Annotated in this window: 19 protein-coding genes; 11 read left to right on the top strand and 8 right to left on the bottom strand. The window is 72.2% G+C overall.

The features are described from left to right. Nucleotides 1-3 precede the first annotated feature (3 nt). The 4 genes from AB0469_RS12035 to AB0469_RS12020 form a co-directional block, all read right to left on the bottom strand. Nucleotides 4-798: an SURF1 family protein gene (locus AB0469_RS12035; protein ID WP_366451221.1), complete on the bottom strand. Its 795-nt coding sequence runs from the start codon at nucleotides 796-798 to the stop codon at nucleotides 4-6. An 81-nt stretch (nucleotides 799-879) separates the two neighbouring features. Further along, on the bottom strand, nucleotides 880-1113 hold the full coding sequence (locus AB0469_RS12030; RefSeq protein ID WP_125595359.1) for a hypothetical protein: 234 nt from the start codon (nucleotides 1111-1113) through the stop codon (nucleotides 880-882). An 89-nt stretch (nucleotides 1114-1202) separates the two neighbouring features. Beyond that, nucleotides 1203-2180, bottom strand: coding sequence for a DEDDh family exonuclease (locus AB0469_RS12025; protein WP_366451220.1), 978 nt, complete (start codon nucleotides 2178-2180; stop codon nucleotides 1203-1205). A gap of 92 nt (nucleotides 2181-2272) precedes the next feature. Then, nucleotides 2273-2911 carry a helix-turn-helix domain-containing protein gene (locus AB0469_RS12020; protein WP_366451219.1) on the bottom strand — a complete coding sequence of 213 codons (639 nt, stop codon included), beginning with the start codon at nucleotides 2909-2911 and terminating at the stop codon, nucleotides 2273-2275. Nucleotides 2912-3061: 150 nt separating this feature from the next. Between AB0469_RS12020 and AB0469_RS12015 the strand changes: the two genes are divergently transcribed. The 7 genes from AB0469_RS12015 to AB0469_RS11985 all read left to right on the top strand — a co-directional run bounded on the left by AB0469_RS12015 (nucleotide 3062) and on the right by AB0469_RS11985 (nucleotide 10114). Then, on the top strand, nucleotides 3062-3859 hold the full coding sequence (locus AB0469_RS12015) for an acetoacetate decarboxylase family protein (RefSeq protein WP_366451218.1): 798 nt from the start codon (nucleotides 3062-3064) through the stop codon (nucleotides 3857-3859). A gap of 1 nt (nucleotide 3860) precedes the next feature. Next, nucleotides 3861-4745 carry an SDR family NAD(P)-dependent oxidoreductase gene (locus AB0469_RS12010; RefSeq protein ID WP_366451217.1) on the top strand — a complete coding sequence of 295 codons (885 nt, stop codon included), beginning with the start codon at nucleotides 3861-3863 and terminating at the stop codon, nucleotides 4743-4745. An 11-nt stretch (nucleotides 4746-4756) separates the two neighbouring features. After that, a complete protein-coding gene (locus tag AB0469_RS12005; protein ID WP_366451216.1) occupies nucleotides 4757-6043 on the top strand; it encodes an amidohydrolase family protein in 1287 nt (428 codons plus the stop codon). After that, entirely contained in the window at nucleotides 6040-7260 is a 1221-nt protein-coding gene (locus tag AB0469_RS12000; protein ID WP_366451215.1) for an amidohydrolase family protein, read from the top strand. The genes AB0469_RS12005 and AB0469_RS12000 overlap by 4 nt, the downstream gene beginning before the upstream one ends. A gap of 200 nt (nucleotides 7261-7460) precedes the next feature. After that, nucleotides 7461-8336 carry a sterol desaturase family protein gene (locus AB0469_RS11995; RefSeq protein ID WP_366451214.1) on the top strand — a complete coding sequence of 292 codons (876 nt, stop codon included), beginning with the start codon at nucleotides 7461-7463 and terminating at the stop codon, nucleotides 8334-8336. Further along, entirely contained in the window at nucleotides 8333-9046 is a 714-nt protein-coding gene (locus tag AB0469_RS11990) for a lysoplasmalogenase (RefSeq protein WP_366451213.1), read from the top strand. Before AB0469_RS11995 ends, AB0469_RS11990 begins: the two co-directional genes overlap by 4 nt. Nucleotides 9047-9070: 24 nt before the next feature. Then, complete coding sequence (locus AB0469_RS11985) at nucleotides 9071-10114, top strand: zinc-dependent alcohol dehydrogenase family protein (protein WP_366451212.1); 1044 nt, start codon at nucleotides 9071-9073, stop codon at nucleotides 10112-10114. A 70-nt stretch (nucleotides 10115-10184) separates the two neighbouring features. On the opposite strand, the gene AB0469_RS11980 is transcribed toward AB0469_RS11985, so the two are convergent. After that, a complete protein-coding gene (locus tag AB0469_RS11980) occupies nucleotides 10185-11732 on the bottom strand; it encodes a S8 family serine peptidase (RefSeq protein WP_366451211.1) in 1548 nt (515 codons plus the stop codon). Between the two features lie 269 nt (nucleotides 11733-12001). Here AB0469_RS11980 and AB0469_RS11975 point away from each other — a divergent pair, with 269 nt between their 5' ends. From AB0469_RS11975 to moaA, 3 genes are all read left to right on the top strand, one after another. Next, nucleotides 12002-12367, top strand: coding sequence for a DUF485 domain-containing protein (locus AB0469_RS11975; RefSeq protein ID WP_366451210.1), 366 nt, complete (start codon nucleotides 12002-12004; stop codon nucleotides 12365-12367). Then, nucleotides 12364-13989, top strand: coding sequence for a cation acetate symporter (locus AB0469_RS11970; protein ID WP_366451209.1), 1626 nt, complete (start codon nucleotides 12364-12366; stop codon nucleotides 13987-13989). Before AB0469_RS11975 ends, AB0469_RS11970 begins: the two co-directional genes overlap by 4 nt. A gap of 151 nt (nucleotides 13990-14140) precedes the next feature. After that, nucleotides 14141-15130: a GTP 3',8-cyclase MoaA gene (gene moaA, locus AB0469_RS11965; RefSeq protein WP_366451208.1), complete on the top strand. Its 990-nt coding sequence runs from the start codon at nucleotides 14141-14143 to the stop codon at nucleotides 15128-15130. Between the two features lie 53 nt (nucleotides 15131-15183). Here the strand turns inward: moaA and AB0469_RS11960 are convergent, their stop codons facing one another. Beyond that, the gene (locus AB0469_RS11960) at nucleotides 15184-15432 is read right to left on the bottom strand and encodes a hypothetical protein (RefSeq protein WP_366451207.1); all 249 of its coding nucleotides are present in this window, start codon (nucleotides 15430-15432) and stop codon (nucleotides 15184-15186) included. Nucleotides 15433-15587: 155 nt separating this feature from the next. Then, entirely contained in the window at nucleotides 15588-15920 is a 333-nt protein-coding gene (locus tag AB0469_RS11955) for a DUF3099 domain-containing protein (protein WP_366451205.1), read from the bottom strand. A gap of 137 nt (nucleotides 15921-16057) precedes the next feature. Here AB0469_RS11955 and AB0469_RS11950 point away from each other — a divergent pair, with 137 nt between their 5' ends. Continuing rightward, a complete protein-coding gene (locus AB0469_RS11950; protein WP_366451204.1) occupies nucleotides 16058-16336 on the top strand; it encodes a GlsB/YeaQ/YmgE family stress response membrane protein in 279 nt (92 codons plus the stop codon). Between the two features lie 86 nt (nucleotides 16337-16422). Here the strand turns inward: AB0469_RS11950 and tyrS are convergent, their stop codons facing one another. Beyond that, nucleotides 16423-17691 (bottom strand): tyrosine--tRNA ligase, encoded by a 1269-nt coding sequence (gene tyrS, locus AB0469_RS11945; protein WP_366451203.1) that lies wholly within the window; start codon nucleotides 17689-17691, stop codon nucleotides 16423-16425. Nucleotides 17692-17696 lie beyond the last annotated feature (5 nt).

Genomic DNA, 17696 nt, shown 5'->3' with positions numbered 1-17696 from the left:
AACCTACGCCGAAGCGGGCTCCGGCGACACGGCCCCGGCCGAGGCCGCCGCGGCCGCCTCGCGGTCGCGCCGCTCCCGGCGGACCAGCACCGCCCATCCCACCGGCACGGCCGCCGCGAACAGCCACCACTGCACGGCGTACGCCATGTGCGGGCCGATCGAGTCGTGGTCGGGCTCCGCCACCGCCTCGGGGCCGCCGCCCTGCGGCAGCGGGGAGGTGAGCTCCAGGTAGCCGCCGAGGACCTGCTTGCCCAGGGCGGCGGCCTGCTGCTCGCTGTTGACCAGCATCACCTGGCGGTCGGGCAGGCCCTTGCGGTCCTTGATCCCGCTGTCCCCGCTGGTCTCGTCGGCCTTGAGCCGTCCGGCGACCGTGACCTCGCCCGAGGGTGCGGCCGGCACCGGCGGGTAGGCGGTCGGGTCGTCCCCGCCGGGCACCCAGCCCCGGTTGACCAGCACCACCCGTCCGTCGCCCAGCACCAGCGGGGTCACGACCTGGAAGCCGACCTTGTCGTCGTTCGAGGTGCGCATCCGGACCACGACCTCGTGCGCGGAGTCGTACGTACCGGTGGCCGTGACGGCGCGCCAGTAGTCGGACCGCGGGACGGTGTGGCCGGGCGAGGTGACCTCGGTCACCGGCACGGGCTTCGCGGAGAGGTTCTTCGCGATCAGCTCGTTCTGGGCGACCCGGTGCTCATGGCGGTGGAACTGCCAGAACCCCAGCTTGATCATCACGGGGATGAGGACGAGGGCGATGAGGGTGAGGCACACCCACTGCCGGGTCAGCACAAAGCGGTACACGCCCACGACGGTACCCGCAGGGCGGGGGACCCCGGCAGCCGGGTGGCCTTCCGGGGTCCGGGGAGGAGGGAGGGGGGACGGTCAGACGCGGTCGACGATGCCCACCTTCCCCTCAGCGCGGGCGCAGTGCCCGCCGCAGTACCACTGCCCCTCGACCTCCACGCCCTGCCCGATGATCTGGACCCGGCAGTGCTCGCAGATGGGCGCCATCCGGTGGATGGCGCAGGAGAAGCAGTCGAAGACGTGCACCGCGCCCTGCGCGTGCACCTCGAAGGACATGCCGTAGTCGTTTCCGCAGACCTCACAACGTGCCATGCGCCGCATGCTTCGCGGGCCGGCGGGCCCGAACAAGATCCACGGGGGTGAGTCGCCGCGCCTGCACCCGCCCGGAGCAACGCCCGCCGCTACTGCTCCCCGGCGGGTGCCACGTCCCGCAGCAGCTGTGTGAAGGCCGCCTCGTCCACCACCGGGGTGCCGAAGGACTTGGCCTTGACCGTCTTGGAGGTCGCCGAGTCGGGGTCGTTGGTCACCAGCAGGCTGGTGAGCCGCGACACGCTCGTCGCGATGTGCAGCCCGGCCTCCACGGCCCGGTCCTCCAGCAGCTCCCGGTCCACCGAGGTGTCACCGGAGAAGGCGACCCGCATGCCCTGCTTCAGCGGCTTGCCGTCCTCGAACCGCCCCGGGTTGGGGTACGGGGAGGGCGGCAGCTTCCGCGAGGCGCGCCAGCTGCCCCCGTAGGAGGCCTGGTAGCCGATCCGGGGCGTGGCGGGGGTGTCCGACCACTCCGTCAGCGGGCGGCACTCCAGCAGCGGGAGGCGCACGCCGTCCCGCGCGGCCGCGTGCAGCGACGGGCGGAAGGCCTCCGCGAGCACCCGGGCGTCGTCGAGCGCGTGGTGGGCGCGCTGCTGGACCACGCCGTAGTGCGCGGCGAGGGACTCCAGCTTGTGGTTGGGCAGCGGGAGGTCCAGTTCCTTCGACAGGGCGATGGTGCAGAGCCGTTGCCGCACCGGCGCGGCCGACGAGGCCCGCGCGTACTCCCGGGCGATCATCTGCCAGTCGAAGATGGCGTTGTGCGCGACGAGGACGCGGTCCGCGAGCCGCTCGGCGAACTCCCCGGCGATGTCCTCGAAGAGGGGCGCGTCCGCCAGCATCTCGCTGGTGAGGCCGTGGATCCAGACCGGGCCGGGGTCCCGGCGCGGGTTGACGAGGCTGTACCAGTGGTCCTCGACGTTGCCCTGCGCGTCGAGCCGGTAGACGGCCGCGGAGACTATCCGGTCGTCGCGAGCGAGCCCGGTCGTCTCCACGTCGACGACCGCGTACCCCTGGGGGTACGCGGTCGGCCACGTCGTGTCTGCGGTCGTACGGTCGTCGAGCATGGTCATAGAGGATACGGGCAGACACTGACAGTCGTGGCCCGCCGTCGGCGGCTCCCGGGCGGGACGTGAGGTGCGCCACCCCCGGCCCGCGGACCCGGTCAGGGTCCGGGCGCCCGGAGCAGGGATTCCGTCAGGGCCCGTACCGACAGCAGGAACAGCCGCTCCGGGTCCGCCGGGCGGGCCAGGGCGCGGGCCAGCTCCGGGTCGTCGGCGGCGGAGTCGGGGGGAGGGTCCTGGTCCCACAGCTCGCCCTCGCCGGGGGACTGGACGGGGGAGCGCTCGCGGTTGCGTTCCACCAGGACGAAGCCCACCACCTGGAACTGGACGGCGCGCACGGCGTCGGCGGCACGGGCCCCGCGCAACCCCGCCGCCCGCACCTCGGCGACCAGCGCGCGCTGGGCCGGCAGGAACATCCGGTCGGTCAGGCCGCGTTCGTGGACCATGCCGATCAGGTGCGGCCGCTCCCGCAGCTCGCGGCGCATGCTGCGGGCCACGGACACGATGCGCTCGGCGGGGGTGCTGCCCGAGGGCCGGATGGCGCCCATGTCCCGGACGGTCCGCTCGACGAGCGCGTCGAGGAGCTGCTCGCGGTTGCCCACGTGCCAGTAGATCGAGGTGACGGCCGTCCCGAGCTCGGCGGCCAGCCCGCGCATGGTGAGGGCGTCCGGGCCGCGCCGTCTGACCAGCGCAGCGGCGGCCTCCAGTACCGCCTCGCGGGTGAGCGGGCTCCTCGCCATCGGCGTCCTCCCCGGGTCCGGTGATCCGACGTATCGTCAGTTTTCTTGTGTGCGGCCCTCTTTACCCTTCATCGGCGGCGGTGTAACTGTGTTACAGAACCCCTCCCCCCGGACTCCGTCCGGGGGGACCCCAGAAGGGTGGTGCGGAACATGGCACGCGTACGGTACGGAGCGCGCACCGAGGCGGAGACCGCCGCGTCGCGCGAGAAGAGCTCGAACCTCCCCGACATCTGGTCCACCGGAGTCTTGGCCGTCTGGGAGACCGACCCGGACGTGGTGGCGGCCGTCCTGCCCCCACCGCTCAAGCCCGGCGAACGGCCGCTCGTACGGGCCAACATCAGCAAGGTCGACCTGCCCGGCTACCCGCTCGGCGCCGGCTCGGTGGCCGTCGCCGCCCGGCACGGCGGGGTCGAGGGCTGGTACCCGCTGGTCATGCCGATGACCCACGAGCGCGCCCTGACCGGCGGCCGCGAGGTCTTCGGCGAGCCGAAGAAGCTGGGCGAGGTCACCGTCGAACGCGAGGGACTGGTCGTGCGGGCCTCCCTCGCCCGGCACGGCATCGCCTTCGTGGAGGTCCGCGGGGCGGTGGACCGCGAGCTGCCGGTGCCCGGGCCGGCGCAGAAGACCGACTTCTACTTCAAGTTCCTCCCGGCGGTCGACGGCTCCGGCTTCGAGGACGACCCGGTCCTCGTGCACTGCACGCGCAACGAGAAGGTCCGCAGGCTGGAGCACCTCACCGGTGACGTGGTCCTGCGCGAGTCGATGTTCGACCCGGTCGCCGACCTCCCCGTACGCCGCCTCGTGGAGCTCACCATCGGGGAGAAGACCACCGACCAGAAGGGCCGGGCGGTCGAACGGGTCAGCGCGCAGGCGCTGATCCCCTACCTCCACCAGCGCTACGACGATCCCCAGCAGGCCTTCGACGGCCCGCCCGAGGGGAGTGCCTGAGATGCGGCTCGAACCCGGACAGGTGGCGGTCGTCACCGGCGCCGCGAGCGGGATCGGCCTGGCCATGGCCCGCCGCTTCGCCGCCGAGGGGCTCGGGGTGGTCCTCGCCGACGTCGAGGAGGGCGCCCTGCGCAAGGCCGCCGAGGGCCTGCGGGCGGAGGGCGCCGAGGTGCTCGCCCGGACCGTCGACGTCAGCGACCGCGACTCCGTCGCCGCCCTCGCCGACGCCGCCTACGAGGCCTTCGGCGCGGTCCACGTGCTGTGCAACAACGCGGGCGTCGGCTCGGGCGCCGAGGGCCGGATGTGGGAGCACGAGCCCAACGACTGGAAGTGGGCCTTCTCCGTCAACGTCTGGGGCGTCTTCCACGGCATCCAGGCCTTCGTCCCCCGCATGATCGCGGGCGGCGCCCCCGGGCACGTCGTCAACACCTCCTCCGGCGACGGCGGCATCGCCCCGCTGCCCACCGCCTCCGTGTACGCCGTCACCAAGGCCGCCGTGGTCACCATGACCGAGTCCCTCTACGCCCACCTCAAGGCGGAGGGCGCGGCCGTCGGCGCCTCCGTCCTCTTCCCCGGACCGCACATGCTGCGCACCGGGCTGTGGGAGTCGCACCGCAACCGCCCCGAGCGCTACGCGAAGGAGCGCCCGCGCCGGTCTCCGTACCGGACCCTGGACCAGTACGAGTCCGCCATGCGCGCGGCCGGGCACGAGGTGCGCTTCACCCCGGTCGAGGAGGTCGCCGGGCACGTCGTCGACGGCATCCGCGCCGACCGCTTCTGGATGCTCCCGGCCAGCGAGCACAGCGACCGGCAGATCCGGGCCCGGTCGCAGTCGATGCTCGACCGTGCCAACCCCGCCTACCTGGAGAGCTTCATCCTCGACTGAGGAGAAACAGCGTGAACGCGTACGAAGACCCGTACCTGATCATCTCCTCCGACTGCCACGCCGGACTGCCCACCGAGCAGTACCGCCCCTACCTCGACCCGCGGTTCCACCGCGCCTTCGACGAGTTCCTCGGCCAGCGCGACGCCCGCCGGGAGGAGGCCACCCGCCTCGGCATCCGCAACGAGGCCTTCGCCGAGAAGTGGTTCCACGACCACGAGGAAGGGCTGAAGGGCGGCTGGGACTCCGCCCGGCGCCTGAAGGAGCTCGACGGCGACGGGGTCGCCGCCGAGGTCGTCTTCCCCGACGCCGACGCCGTGGACAGCCGGACCGCCGCCCCGTTCGGCGTGGGCCTCGGCCTCTCCGGCGACCAGGACCCCGAGCTCGGCATGGCGGGCGCCCGGGCCCACAACCGCTGGCTCGCCGAGTTCGTCTCCCGCAACCCCGAGCGGCACTGCGGCGTCGCGCTGCTGCCCGTCACCGCCGCACCGGACCAGGTGGTCGCCGAGATCCACCGGGCCAAGGAGTCCGGCCTCGGCGCCCTGATGATCCCCTCCATGTGGGTGGACAAGGCCCCGTACCACGACCGCCGCTACGACCCCGTCTGGGCGGCCGCGGCCGAGACCGGGATGCCCGTCGTCACCCATTCGGGTGCCGCCCCGCGCCACGAGTACGGCGACCACCTCGGCATCTACGTCTCCGAGGTCACCTGGTGGCCCGCCCGCCCGCTGTGGTTCCTGCTGTGGTCCGGGGCCTTCGAACGCCACCCCGGCCTGAAGTTCGGCGTCGCCGAGTCGGGCTGCTGGTGGCTGCCGAACCAGCTGTGGTTCATGGACCGCCTCTACCTCGGCGCGCACGGCGGCAAGAAGCTCTCGCCCTTCGCCGAGCTGAAGCGCCCGCCGAGCGAGTACCTCGACCGCCAGGTCTTCGTCTGCGCCACCAACACCAAGCGGCGCGAACTGGCCCAGCGCTACGAGATCGGCGTGGACAACATCCTGTGGGGCTCGGACTTCCCGCACCCCGAGGGCACCTGGCCCGACACCCGCAACTGGCTGGCGAGGACCTTCCACGACATCCCCGTCGCCGAGACCCGGCGCATGCTGGGCCTGGCGGCGGCCGAGGTCTTCGGCTTCGACACGGCGGAACTCGCCCCGCTCGCCCGCCGGATCGGCCCCACCCCGGCCGAGCTGGGCCAGAGCGCGAACCAGGCGGCGGTGGAGGCCTCCTGGGCCCGCTCCCGCGAGACCGGCCGGCACTGGCTCACCGGCGGGGACTTCCCGGTGCTGGGGGTCTCGTCATGACCGAGGACCGCTACACGGTCATCTCGGCGGACTGCCACGCGGGCGCCGACCTGCTGGACTACAGGCCGTACCTGGCCGAGCGCCACCACGACGCGTTCGACGCCTGGGCCGCCACGTACGTCAACCCGTACGAGGACCTGCTCGCGGACACCGCCGACCGCAACTGGAACTCGGCGCGCCGGCTGGCGGAGCTGGAGGCGGACGGCATCGTCGCGGAGGTCGTCTTCCCGAACACCGTCCCGCCGTTCTTCCCCAAGGCCTCCCTGATGGCCCAGCCCCCGTCGGCGGCCGAGTACGAGCTGCGCTGGGCCGGGCTCCAGGCCCACAACCGCTGGCTGGCCGACTTCTGCGCGGACGCCCCGGGCCGGCGGGCCGGGGTGGCGCAGATCCTCCTCAACGACGTGGACGCGGCGGTGAAGGAGATCCGGCGCACCCGGGAGGCCGGGCTGACGGGCGGCATCCTGCTGCCAGGCGTCCCGCCCGGCTCGACCGTCCCCGAGCTGTACTCGCAGGCGTACGACCCGATCTGGGCGGTCTGCGACGAACTGGACGTCCCGGTCAACCACCACGGCGGCTCGGCGTCACCGCCGCTGGGCGACGAGCCCGCCGCCCGCGCCGTCTTCATGGTGGAGACCACCTGGTTCTCGCACCGCGCCCTGTGGCACCTGGTCTTCGGCGGCGCCTTCCGCCGCCACCCGGGCCTGAAGCTGGTCCTGACGGAGCAGGGCTCGGGCTGGATCCCCGGCGTCCTGCAGATGCTGGACTACTACCACGGCCGCCTGGTGGCGGCCTCGTCCACGGCGGAGTCCAAGTTCGGGGCGGGGCTCGCCGAATCGATGGGCAAGGGGCCGAGCGAGGTGTGGCGGGACAACTGCTTCGTGGGCGCGAGCTTCATGCGCCCCCACGAGGTCCCGCTGCGGGAGCGGATCGGCCTCGACAAGATCATGTGGGGCAGCGACTACCCCCACGACGAGGGCACCACCCCGTACTCCCGCGAGGGCCTGCGCATCGCGTACGCGGGCCTGCCGAGGGAGGAGGTCGCGGCCATGGTCGGCGGCAACGCCGCCCGGGTGTACGGCTTCGACCTGACCCTGCTGGACGCGGTCGCGGCGAAGTGCGGCCCGCTGGTCTCGGAGACGGCCGAACCCCTGTCGGAGGTCCCACCGGCCGCCACCAGCCCGGCCTTCGCCCGAGGGGGCTCGGTCCGGGTCTGGTGACGGGGGGTTCCGCCGGGGCGGATCAGCGGGGGTCCGGCCGCTCGATCCGCCCGGGCGGGATCACGGGCCGCCCGCCGCCCGGAGTGCGGCGGTTTCCGCCCCTGTCATGCGCCCTCCCCCTTGTACCCGGGGTAACCCCGTCGGATACTGATCGGTAACAACCCCTAGCGGCACCCCGGAACCCGCCCTAAGGTGCGCCCATGCCCAATCTGCCCGATGTCGTGCTGTGGTCCATACCCGCCTTCGTGCTGCTCACCGTCATCGAGGTGGTCAGCTACCGGCTCCATCCCGACGAGGACGCCGCCGGCTACGACGCCAAGGACGCGGTCACCAGCGTCACGATGGGGCTCGGCAGCATCGGCTTCGACCTGCTCTGGAAGATCCCGGTCGTCGCGGTCTTCACCGCCGTCTACGAACTGACCCCGCTGCGGGTGCCGTTCCTGTGGTGGACCGCCCTGCTGATGCTGCTCGTCCAGGACTTCCTCTACTACTGGCAGCACCGGCTCCACCACGTCATCCGGATCCTGTGGGCCTGCCACGTGGTCCACCACAGCAGCCGGAACTTCAACCTCACCACCGCCCTGCGCCAGCCCTGGACCAGCGCGACCACCTGGTGGTTCTACCTGCCGATGGTCGCCCTCGGAGTGCACCCGGCCGCGGTCCCGTTCTGCTACGGCATCAACCTGCTCTACCAGTTCTGGGTCCACACCGAGCGCATCGGGAAGCTGCCGCGCCCCTACGAGTACGTCTTCAACACCCCCTCCCACCACCGCGTCCACCACGCCTCCCAAGGCGGCTACCTGGACCGCAACTTCGGCGGCATCCTGATCGTCTGGGACCGGATGTTCGGGTCCTGGGTGGGGGAGACCGACCGGCCCGTCTACGGGCTCACCAAGAACATCGACACCTTCAACCCCCTGCGCGTCGCCACCCACGAGTACGCCGCCATCGCCCGCGACGTCCGCGCCGCCCGCAGCTGGCGCGAGCGCGCCGGGCGGGTGTTCCGCGGTCCCGGCTGGCAGCCCGCCCCGGCCGCCGCCCCGCGGTCCGAGAAGGCCCCGGAGCCCGCCGCGTGAACGCCGTCCAGTCCCGTACCCGCCCCCTGCCGGACAGCACCGGGCGCGCCGGCCGGATCCTGCTCGGCGCCTTCGCCGCGGCCTCGGCCGTCGACCTCGGGGCGCTGCTCGCCGGCTGGCACCCCGGGCACGTGGTCGCCAAGCCGCTGCTGATGCCGCTGCTGGTGGCGTACGTGCTCACGCTCCCCCGTAGCCCTTCGGGCACGGGAGGTGCCCCCGGCGCCCCCCGCCTGCTCGTCGCCGCCCTGCTGTTCGGCTGGGGCGGGGACCTCGCCCTGCTCTTCGACGCCGAGCCGGCCTTCCTCGTCGGCATGGGCTCCTTCGCCGCCGGCCACGTCTGCTACCTGGTCCTCTTCGGGCGGGGCCGGACGAGCCCCGTGCTCGGGGGCGCGTACGCCGTGGCGCTCGTCGGGACCGTCGCGCTGCTGTGGGGGGACCTGCCGGCGGGGCTGCGGATCCCCGTCGCCGGCTACAGCCTGCTGCTGGCCTCCATGGCCTACCGCTCCAGCGCCCTCGGCCGGGTCGCGGGGGTGGGCGGGGCGCTGTTCCTGCTCTCCGACACCCTCATCGCGACCGGGGTGGCCGCGTGGCCGCAGCTCCCGCGCCCGGACTTCTGGATCATGGCGACGTACCTGGCGGCCCAGTACCTGCTGGCCTCGGGCGCACTCGGCCGGAAGCAGGCGTACGGTAGGGAAGTCATACAAGACTGAACTACCCCGGAGGGCTGCACCACCATGCGCGCCACCGTCATCCACGCCCCGCACGACATCCGCGTGGAGGAGGTGCCCGACGCTGCGATCCAGCGCCCCGAGGACGCCGTCGTCCGCGTGCTGCGCGCCTGCATCTGCGGCAGCGACCTGTGGGCCTACCGCGGCGAGGCCCAGCGCCAGCCGGGCCAGCGGATCGGACACGAGTTCCTCGGAGTCGTCGAGGAGACCGGCTCCGCCGTCTCCGGCCTGAAGGCCGGCGACCTGGTCGTGGCCCCGTTCATGTGGTCCGACGGCACCTGCGACTACTGCTCCGAGGGCCTGTACACCTCCTGCGTGCACGGCGGCTTCTGGGGCTCGGTCGGTTTCGACGGCGGCCAGGGCGAGGCCGTACGGGTCCCGCACGCCGACGGCACCCTGGTGAAGCTGCCCGCCGCGGCCGCCTCCGACGACCACCTGCTGACCGGTCTCCTGGCCCTTTCCGACGTCATGGGCACCGGCCACCACGCCGCCCTGGGCGCGGGGGTCCGCAAGGGGTCCACCGTGGCGGTCGTCGGCGACGGCGCGGTCGGCCTGTGCGGGGTGCTCGCGGCCAAGCGCCTCGGCGCCGAGCGGATCATCGCCCTGGGCCGCCACAGCGCCCGCACCGACATCGCGAAGCTCTTCGGGGCCACCGACGTGGTCGCCGAGCGCGGCGAGGCCGCCGAGGCTGCCGTCCGCGAGCTGACCGGCGGCCAGGGCGCGCACGCGGTGATCGAGGCGGTGGGCACCGAGCAGTCCATGCGCACGGCCGTGAACATCACCCGCGACGGCGGCGCCATCGGCTACGTCGGCGTCCCGCACGGCAGCGGCACCGGCCTGGACCTCGGTGTGATGTTCGACCGCAACATCACCCTGCGCGGCGGTGTGGCGCCGGTGCGCGCGTACATCCCGGAGCTGCTGGAGGACGTGCTGAGCGGCGCCATCGACCCGGCGCCCGTCTTCGACCGGGCCGTGTCCCTGGACGAGGTCCCCGACGGCTACCGCGCGATGGACGACCGCAGCGCCCTCAAGGTCCTGATCAAGCCCTGACGGCACGGGGCGGACGCGTGAGGGGCCGGGCGGGCGATCCCCGCCCGGCCCCTCCCCGCAGCCGGTGCCGCTACGGCTTGACGGCCTTGAGGGCGTCGACCACGCCCGCGCCGTAGAAGCCGGTCTGGCCCCACTTGGCCTTGCAGGTGGTGGCGTCGATCAGGTTGCCGGTGCCGTCGTAGATCTTGTCGGGGCAGGCGGTCTTCGTCGCCTGGGCCTTGAGCATCGCCTGGAGCTGGGACGGCGTGGCCCCCGGGTGCGCGCTCTTGAGCAGGGCCGCGACGCCCGCGACGTGCGGGGTGGCCATCGAGGTGCCCTGCTTGTAGCCGTAGCCGCCGCCCGGCAGGGTGGACAGCACGCGGCCGTTGGCGTCGGGGGTGGCCGGGACCTGCCACTTGTCGCCGCCGGGGGCGGCCACGTCGACGACCCCGAGGCCGTAGCTGGAGTAGTACGAGCGGAAGCCCCGGTCGCCGGTCGCGCTGACCGTGACCACGCCCGGCAGCTGCGTGGGCAGGTCCAGGCAGACCTTCGGGTCTATCGTGCGCGGCGACGGCGTGGCGTCGTCCGGGCTGGTGTCGTCGGTGATCGAGTCGGCGGCCAGGTCCCAGTTCTCGTTGCCGGCGGCGGCCACGTTCAGCACGCCCCTGCGCTCGGCGTACCTGGCGGCCCGGGTGAGGGCCTCGACGAGCGCCTTCTGGTCGTCGTCCGTCTTGCAGTTGAAGTACCAGGGGTCGACGTAATAGCTGTTGTTGGTGACCGCGATCCCCTTCTCGGCGGCGAACACGAACCCGCAGACGACCGCCTCGGTGTAGAAGAGGCTGGTCCCGGGCTCGCTCACCTTGATCGCGGCGACCTTGACGCCGGGCGCGACCCCGCTCACGCCGACCCCGTTGCGCGCGGCGGCGATGGTGCCCGCCACGTGCGTGCCGTGGTCGCTGCCGTCGGGGTACGGGCGCCAGGCGCCGTCGGTGGTGTCCGCGACGCCGCCGACGCAGTTGGCGGACTGGCCCTTGGAGAAGTTCGGGGCGAGGTCGGGGTGGGTGTCGTCCACACCCGTGTCGATGACGCCGACGGTGACGTCCCGGCTGCCCGCGTTGACCTTCTGGGCCTGGTCGGCCCTGATCGCCCGCAGGTCCCACTGGTTGGCTTCCAGGGGCTCCTGGCCCGGCTCGGCCTGTGCGGCGGCCCGCGCGGCGTCGGCGTCGCTCAGCCTCTGGGTCGTGCCCTCCTCGGTGGTCTGCACGGTCTGGAGGGGGGCCGTACGGGTGGCTCCCACGGACACGAACAGGTTCCGCTGGGCCCGCAGCTGCTTGGCGAAGTCCGGGTTCTGGGAATGTGCGACGACGACGCCGATCTGTTCATAGGACGTCACCACCGTCCCGCCGGCCTGCTCGATGGCCTTCTTGGCCTGCCGGGCCGTCCCGTACGCGGTCAGGTTCGCCACGTACGACAGCGCGGGGCCGGTGGCGGCGGCCTTCGCGGCCGTCGCAGGACCCGCCGTGTCGCCCAGCGGTGCGGCCGAGGCAGACACCGAGGGCAGGAAGGCGAGTGAGGCCGTGAGCGCCAGGCCGACCGGAACGGCGAGGGCCCGCCGACGGCCGGATCCCAGATGAGCCATGGGTTCTCCACATCATCCGTGAATGAGCAGCCCGCACGCGGTCGCGCCGGACGCGTTCATGACACGCGAACCTAGCGTCGACGTTCCCCTTTGCGCCATCAGTTCGACGAATCAGCCGTTTGAAAAGCAGAACCGCCGCAGAAACGGCGGGTGTTGAACCGTCCCGGCACGGCGGCCGTGCCGTTGACCGGGGGCTCAGCACCACCGCCCCCCACACGGAGGTTGTTTTGACCGTCCCCACCGCACCCGCGTCACAAGGAGAACCCCCCGTGACCACGCAAGCAGCGCCGCCGCCGGGCGGCGCGGGACCCGCCCCGGCACAGGTGTCGGCCGAAGAGTTCGCGCGCGTCCAGCAGAGCCCCGAATTCGCCGAACTGCGCAGCTCCTACCGCTCCTTCGCCTTCCCGCTCACCGTGGCCTTCATCGCCTGGTACCTGCTCTACGTCCTGCTGTCCAACTACGCGGGCGGCTTCATGGGGACCAAGCTCTTCGGCAACGTCAACGTCGCCCTCCTGCTCGGACTCGCCCAGTTCGCGACGACCTTCCTGATCGCCTGGCTGTACTCGCGGCACGCCGCCGCCCGCCTCGACCCCAAGGCGCGGGCCATCAAGGACCGGCTGGAGGGCGGAGCATGAACGCCGTCCCGCACCTGACGACCGCCGCCGGCGCCACCGAGCACCGCCCGCTGATCATCACCCTGTTCGGGCTGTTCGTCGTCGCCACCCTCGTCATCACCGTCTGGGCCGGCCGCCAGACCAAGGACGCCGCCGACTTCTACGCGGGCGGCCGCCAGTTCACCGGCTTCCAGAACGGCCTCGCCATCTCCGGCGACTACATGTCCGCCGCGTCCTTCCTCGGCATCGCCGGAGCCATCGCCCTCTTCGGCTACGACGGCTTCCTCTACTCCATCGGCTTCCTCGTCGCCTGGCTCGTGGCCCTGCTGCTGGTCGCCGAGCCGCTGCGCAACTCCGGCCGCTACACGATGGGCGACGTGCTCGCCTACCGGATGCGCCAGCGGCCCGTCCGCACCGCCGCCGGCACCTCCACCATCGTGGTCTCGATCTTCTACCTGCTGGCCCAGATGGCCGGCGCCGGCGTGCTCGTCTCCCTGCTCCTGGGCATCACCGCCGACGGAGGCAAGATCGCCGTGGTCGCCCTGGTCGGCGTCCTGATGATCGTCTACGTGACCATCGGCGGCATGAAGGGCACCACCTGGGTCCAGATGGTCAAGGCCGTCCTGCTGATCGCGGGCGCCATGCTGATCACCTTCCTGGTGCTGCTGAAGTTCGACTTCAACGTCTCCGCCCTGCTCGGCCAGGCCGCCGAGCACAGCGGCCAGGGGACGAAGTTCCTGGAGCCCGGACTCAAGTACGGCAAGGACCCGCTCACCAAGCTGGACTTCCTCTCCCTCGGCCTCGCCCTGGTCCTGGGCACCGCCGGCCTGCCGCACATCCTGATCCGCTTCTACACGGTGCCCACCGCCAAGGCCGCCCGCAAGTCCGTGAACTGGGCCATCGGCATCATCGGCGCCTTCTACCTGATGACCATCGCCCTCGGGTTCGGCGCCGCCGCCCTGCTCGACCGCGACGCCATCATCAAGTCCAACAAGGCCGGCAACACCGCCGCCCCGCTGCTCGCCCAGGCCGTCGGCGGCGGACCCGACTCCACCGGCGGCGCGGTCCTCCTCGCGGTGATCTCCGCGGTGGCCTTCGCCACCATCCTCGCCGTGGTCGCGGGCCTGACCCTGGCCTCCTCCTCGTCCTTCGCGCACGACATCTACGTCAACGTCATCCGCCGGGGACAGGCCACCGAGAAGGAGGAGGTGCGCGCCGCCCGCCTCTCCACCGTGGTCATCGGCGCCGTCGCGATCTTCCTCGGGGCCCTGGCCCGCGACATGAACGTCGCCGGCCTGGTCGCCCTCGCCTTCGCGGTCGCCGCCTCCGCCAACCTCCCGACGATCCTCTACAGCCTCTTCTGGAAGCGCTTCACCACACGGGGCGCGCTGTGGTCCATCTACGGAGGCCTCGTCTCGGCGGTCGGCCTGGTGCTCTTCTCCCCGGTCGTCTCCGGCAAGCCCACCTCGATGTTCAAGGACGCCGACTTCTACTGGTTCCCGCTGGAGAACCCGGGCATCATCTCCATCCCGCTCGGCTTCCTCCTCGGGTGGCTGGGAACCGTCCTGTCCAAGGAGGAGGCGGACCCCGGGAAGTTCGCCGAGCTGGAGGTGCGCTCCCTCACCGGAACAGGGGCGCACTGAGATCGTCCGAACACCGTACGTGGCCGCGTCGTACTTCCGTACGACGCGGCCGTGTTACGTCTCGTTCATTCGGGCACCCCTCGGGGACACACAGGTCGCGTAGGCTCGATTCCACAGAACCTCTAGATCCGGACAGGGGAGGGGGCCCACAGTGCTTCTCGACACGTACGGCCGCGTGGCCACTGACCTGCGCGTCTCACTCACCGACCGGTGCAACCTGCGCTGTACCTACTGCATGCCCGAAGAGGGCCTGCAGTGGCTGGGGAAGTCCGATCTGCTCGGCGACGACGAGATCGTCCGGCTGATCCGCATCGCCGTCACGCACCTGGGCATCACCGAGGTCCGCTTCACCGGCGGCGAGCCCCTGCTGCGGCCCGGCCTGGTCGGGATCGTCGAGCGGTGCGCCGCCCTGGAGCCCCGCCCCAAGATGTCGCTGACCACCAACGGCATCGGCCTCAAGCGCACCGCGCAGGCCCTCAAGGCCGCCGGCCTGGACAGGGTGAACGTTTCCCTCGACACCCTGCGCCCCGAGGTGTTCAAGACCCTCACCCGCCGCGACCGCCACCATGACGTCATCGAGGGCATGGCCGCCGCCCGCGAGGCGGGCCTGACCCCGGTCAAGGTCAACGCCGTCCTGATGCCCGGCCTCAACGACGACGAAGCCCCCGACCTGCTCGCCTGGGCCGTGGAGAACGCCTACGAGCTCCGCTTCATCGAGCAGATGCCGCTCGACGCCCAGCACGGCTGGAAGCGCGACGGCATGATCACCGCCGGGGACATCCTCCAGTCCCTGCGCACCCGCTTCACCCTCACCGAGGAGGGCGCCGACGAGCGCGGCTCCGCCCCCGCCGAGCGCTGGCTGGTCGACGGCGGCCCGGCCACCGTCGGGGTCATCGCCTCGGTCACCCGCCCCTTCTGCGGCGCCTGCGACCGCACCCGGCTCACCGCCGACGGGCAGGTCCGCACGTGCCTGTTCGCCACCGAGGAGTCCGACCTGCGCTCCGCGCTGCGCTCGGGCGCCCCGGACGAGGAGATCGCCCGCCTCTGGAAGGTGGCGATGTGGGGCAAGAAGGCCGGCTCCGGCCTCGACGACCCGTCGTTCCTCCAGCCCGACCGCCCGATGTCGGCGATCGGCGGCTGACCGCCCCCTCACGCCGCCGACGGCCCTCCCGCTCCCGGGAGGGCCGTCGGCGTTCAGCGCTCCGAGCCCTCCGGCTGCACCCACTCGTCCAGCTTCACGACGTCCTTGAGGAACCCGCGGACGTCCAGGAACCGGGACAGGTGCTCGCGGTGCTCCTCGCACGCCAGCCACGTCTTGCGCCGCTCCGGCGCGTGCAGCTTCGGGTTGTTCCAGGCGAGGACCCAGACCGCCGCGTCACGGCAGCCCTTGGCGGAACAGGTGGGGGTTTCGGTTTCACCGCTGGGGGATTCAAGGGGAGTCACGACTCAACCCTAGTCACCGCCCGGACGCGTCCGACGGAAGGGCGACGCCGGGCAGCCACGGGGGGAGCTGCCCGGCGTCGGTCCGTCGCTCCGACGGGGGATGCGGAGCGCGTAGGCAGTATGTCACGCAGGACCGGGTGGGGTGCACCGGAACTTCATGATTGATCTGAGGTTTTCCTGAGGTTCTCCGCCTCCAGTGCGGGGCGCACAGGGGCGGGTACGAAGTGCGACGGCAGCGAGGGCGTCGACTCGCGCCCGGCATTCGCGATGACCACCGCGATGTAGGGGAGCAGGAGGCCCGCCGCCAGCGTCACGAGGGCCACATGGCGCTCCACGTTCCACAGGACCACCGTGGCGACCACCGACAGGGTCCTGATCCCCATCGAGATCACGTACCGGCGCTGGCGCCCCCGTACGTCCTCGGCGAGTCCCATACGGGCCCCGGTGATCCGGAAGACCTCGGCCCCGTTCCGCTTCGTCCGCTGCATGCCCCCACGGTACGCCGCCCCCGACCCGGCGGGGAGAAGGGGGTGCCGCCCGGAGCGCACCGCCCGACATGCGCGCTCCGCCCTGCGGGCCGACACTGGCCCCACACGCGTACACCGCGCCGCGAGGAGGGCTCGACATGTCTTGGTTGTGGGCGATCATCGTCGGATTCGTGCTGGGCCTCATAGCCCGGGCCGTCCTGCCGGGCAAGCAGCACCAGCCGCTCTGGCTGACCACGGTCTTCGGCATCATCGGCGGCGTCCTCGGCAACGCCGTGGCGACGTGGATCGGTGTCCACGACACCCGCGGCATCGACTGGACCCGGCACCTGCTCCAGATCGCCGGGGCCGTCGCCATCGTGGCGCTGGGGGAGATGGTCTACCTGTCGCTGCGCGGCGGCAAGCGCCACACGGTGTAGCCGCGGCGCGCGCCACACGGTGCGGCCCACGACGAAGGGGCCGGCCCGGACACGACGTCCGGACCGGCCCCTCGCCGCGGTGCCCGTCAGGCGCCGGTCACCTCGACCGCCGCCAGGTTCTTCTTGCCGCGGCGCAGCACGAGCCAGCGCCCGTGCAGCAGGTCCGACTCGGCCGGGACCGCGTCCTCGGCGGTGACCTTCACGTTGTTCACGTAGGCGCCGCCCTCCTTCACGGTCCGGCGCGCGGCGGACTTGCTGGCGACCAGGCCGGTCTCCGCGAACAGGTCCACCACGAGGCCGAGCTCCGCCACCTTCGCGTGCGGCAGCTCGGACAGGGCCGCGGCCAGCGTGGCCGCGTCCAGGTCCGCCAGCTCGCCCTGGCCGAAGAGCGCCTTCGAGGCGGCGATCACGGCGGCGCACTGGTCCGCGCCGTGCACCAGCGTGGTCAGCTCCTCCGCGAGCGCCCGCTGGGCGGCCCGCGCCTGCGGGCGCTCGGCGGTCTGCGCCTCCAGCTCCTCCAGCTCCTCACGGGACCTGAAGGAAAGGATCCGCATGTAGGTGGAGATGTCCCGGTCGTCCACGTTCAGCCAGAACTGGTAGAACGCGTACGGGGTGGTCATCTCCGGGTCGAGCCAGACGGCCCCGCTCTCGGACTTGCCGAACTTGGTGCCGTCCGCCTTGACCATCAGCGGGGTGGCCAGCGCGTGCACCTGGGCCTGCGGCTCCAGGCGGTGGATCAGGTCGAGGCCGGCCGTCAGGTTGCCCCACTGGTCCGAGCCGCCCTGCTGGAGGACGCAGCCGTAGCGGCGGTACAGCTCCAGGAAGTCCATGCCCTGGAGCAGCTGGTAGCTGAACTCGGTGTAGCTGATGCCCTGGTCGGACTCCAGGCGCTTGGCGACCGAGTCCTTCGTCAGCATCTTGTTGACGCGGAAGTGCTTGCCGATGTCCCGCAGGAACTCGATCGCGGACATGCCCGCGGTCCAGTCCAGGTTGTTCACCATGACCGCGGCGTTCTCGCCCTCGAAGGACAGGAACGGCTCGATCTGGGTGCGCAGGCGCGTCACCCAGTTCGCGACGGTCTCCGGGTCGTTCAGCGTCCGCTCGGCCGTCGGGCGCGGGTCGCCGATCTGCCCGGTCGCCCCGCCGACCAGCGCCAGCGGGCGGTGGCCCGCCTGCTGGAGCCGGCGCACGGTCAGCACCTGGACCAGGTGCCCCACGTGCAGCGAGGCGGCCGTCGGGTCGAAGCCGCAATAGAACGTGACAGGACCGTCCGCGAAGGCCTTGCGCAGCGCTTCTTCATCGGTGGACTGGGCGAACAGCCCGCGCCACTTCAGTTCGTCGACGATGTCCGTCACGGTCT

Source organism: Streptomyces sp. NPDC093801, from assembly GCF_040701585.1.
Taxonomy (GTDB): Bacteria; Actinomycetota; Actinomycetes; order Streptomycetales; family Streptomycetaceae; genus Streptomyces.
This window is presented reverse-complemented; position numbering and strand designations above follow the sequence as displayed.

Bases quoted from the DNA above. Each gene is read 5' to 3' on its own strand.
- AB0469_RS12030 (WP_125595359.1), bottom strand. From the start codon at position 1,113: ATGGCACGTTGTGAGGTCTGCGGAAACGACTACGGCATGTCCTTCGAG.
- AB0469_RS12025 (WP_366451220.1), bottom strand. From the start codon at position 2,180: ATGACCATGCTCGACGACCGTACGACCGCAGACACGACGTGGCCGACC.
- AB0469_RS12020 (WP_366451219.1), bottom strand. From the start codon at position 2,911: ATGGCGAGGAGCCCGCTCACCCGCGAGGCGGTACTGGAGGCCGCCGCT.
- AB0469_RS12015 (WP_366451218.1), top strand. From the start codon at position 3,062: ATGGCACGCGTACGGTACGGAGCGCGCACCGAGGCGGAGACCGCCGCG.
- AB0469_RS12010 (WP_366451217.1), top strand. From the start codon at position 3,861: ATGCGGCTCGAACCCGGACAGGTGGCGGTCGTCACCGGCGCCGCGAGC.
- AB0469_RS12000 (WP_366451215.1), top strand. From the start codon at position 6,040: ATGACCGAGGACCGCTACACGGTCATCTCGGCGGACTGCCACGCGGGC.
- AB0469_RS11995 (WP_366451214.1), top strand. From the start codon at position 7,461: ATGCCCAATCTGCCCGATGTCGTGCTGTGGTCCATACCCGCCTTCGTG.
- AB0469_RS11985 (WP_366451212.1), top strand. From the start codon at position 9,071: ATGCGCGCCACCGTCATCCACGCCCCGCACGACATCCGCGTGGAGGAG.
- AB0469_RS11980 (WP_366451211.1), bottom strand. From the start codon at position 11,732: ATGGCTCATCTGGGATCCGGCCGTCGGCGGGCCCTCGCCGTTCCGGTC.
- AB0469_RS11970 (WP_366451209.1), top strand. From the start codon at position 12,364: ATGAACGCCGTCCCGCACCTGACGACCGCCGCCGGCGCCACCGAGCAC.
- AB0469_RS11955 (WP_366451205.1), bottom strand. From the start codon at position 15,920: ATGCAGCGGACGAAGCGGAACGGGGCCGAGGTCTTCCGGATCACCGGG.
- AB0469_RS11950 (WP_366451204.1), top strand. From the start codon at position 16,058: ATGTCTTGGTTGTGGGCGATCATCGTCGGATTCGTGCTGGGCCTCATA.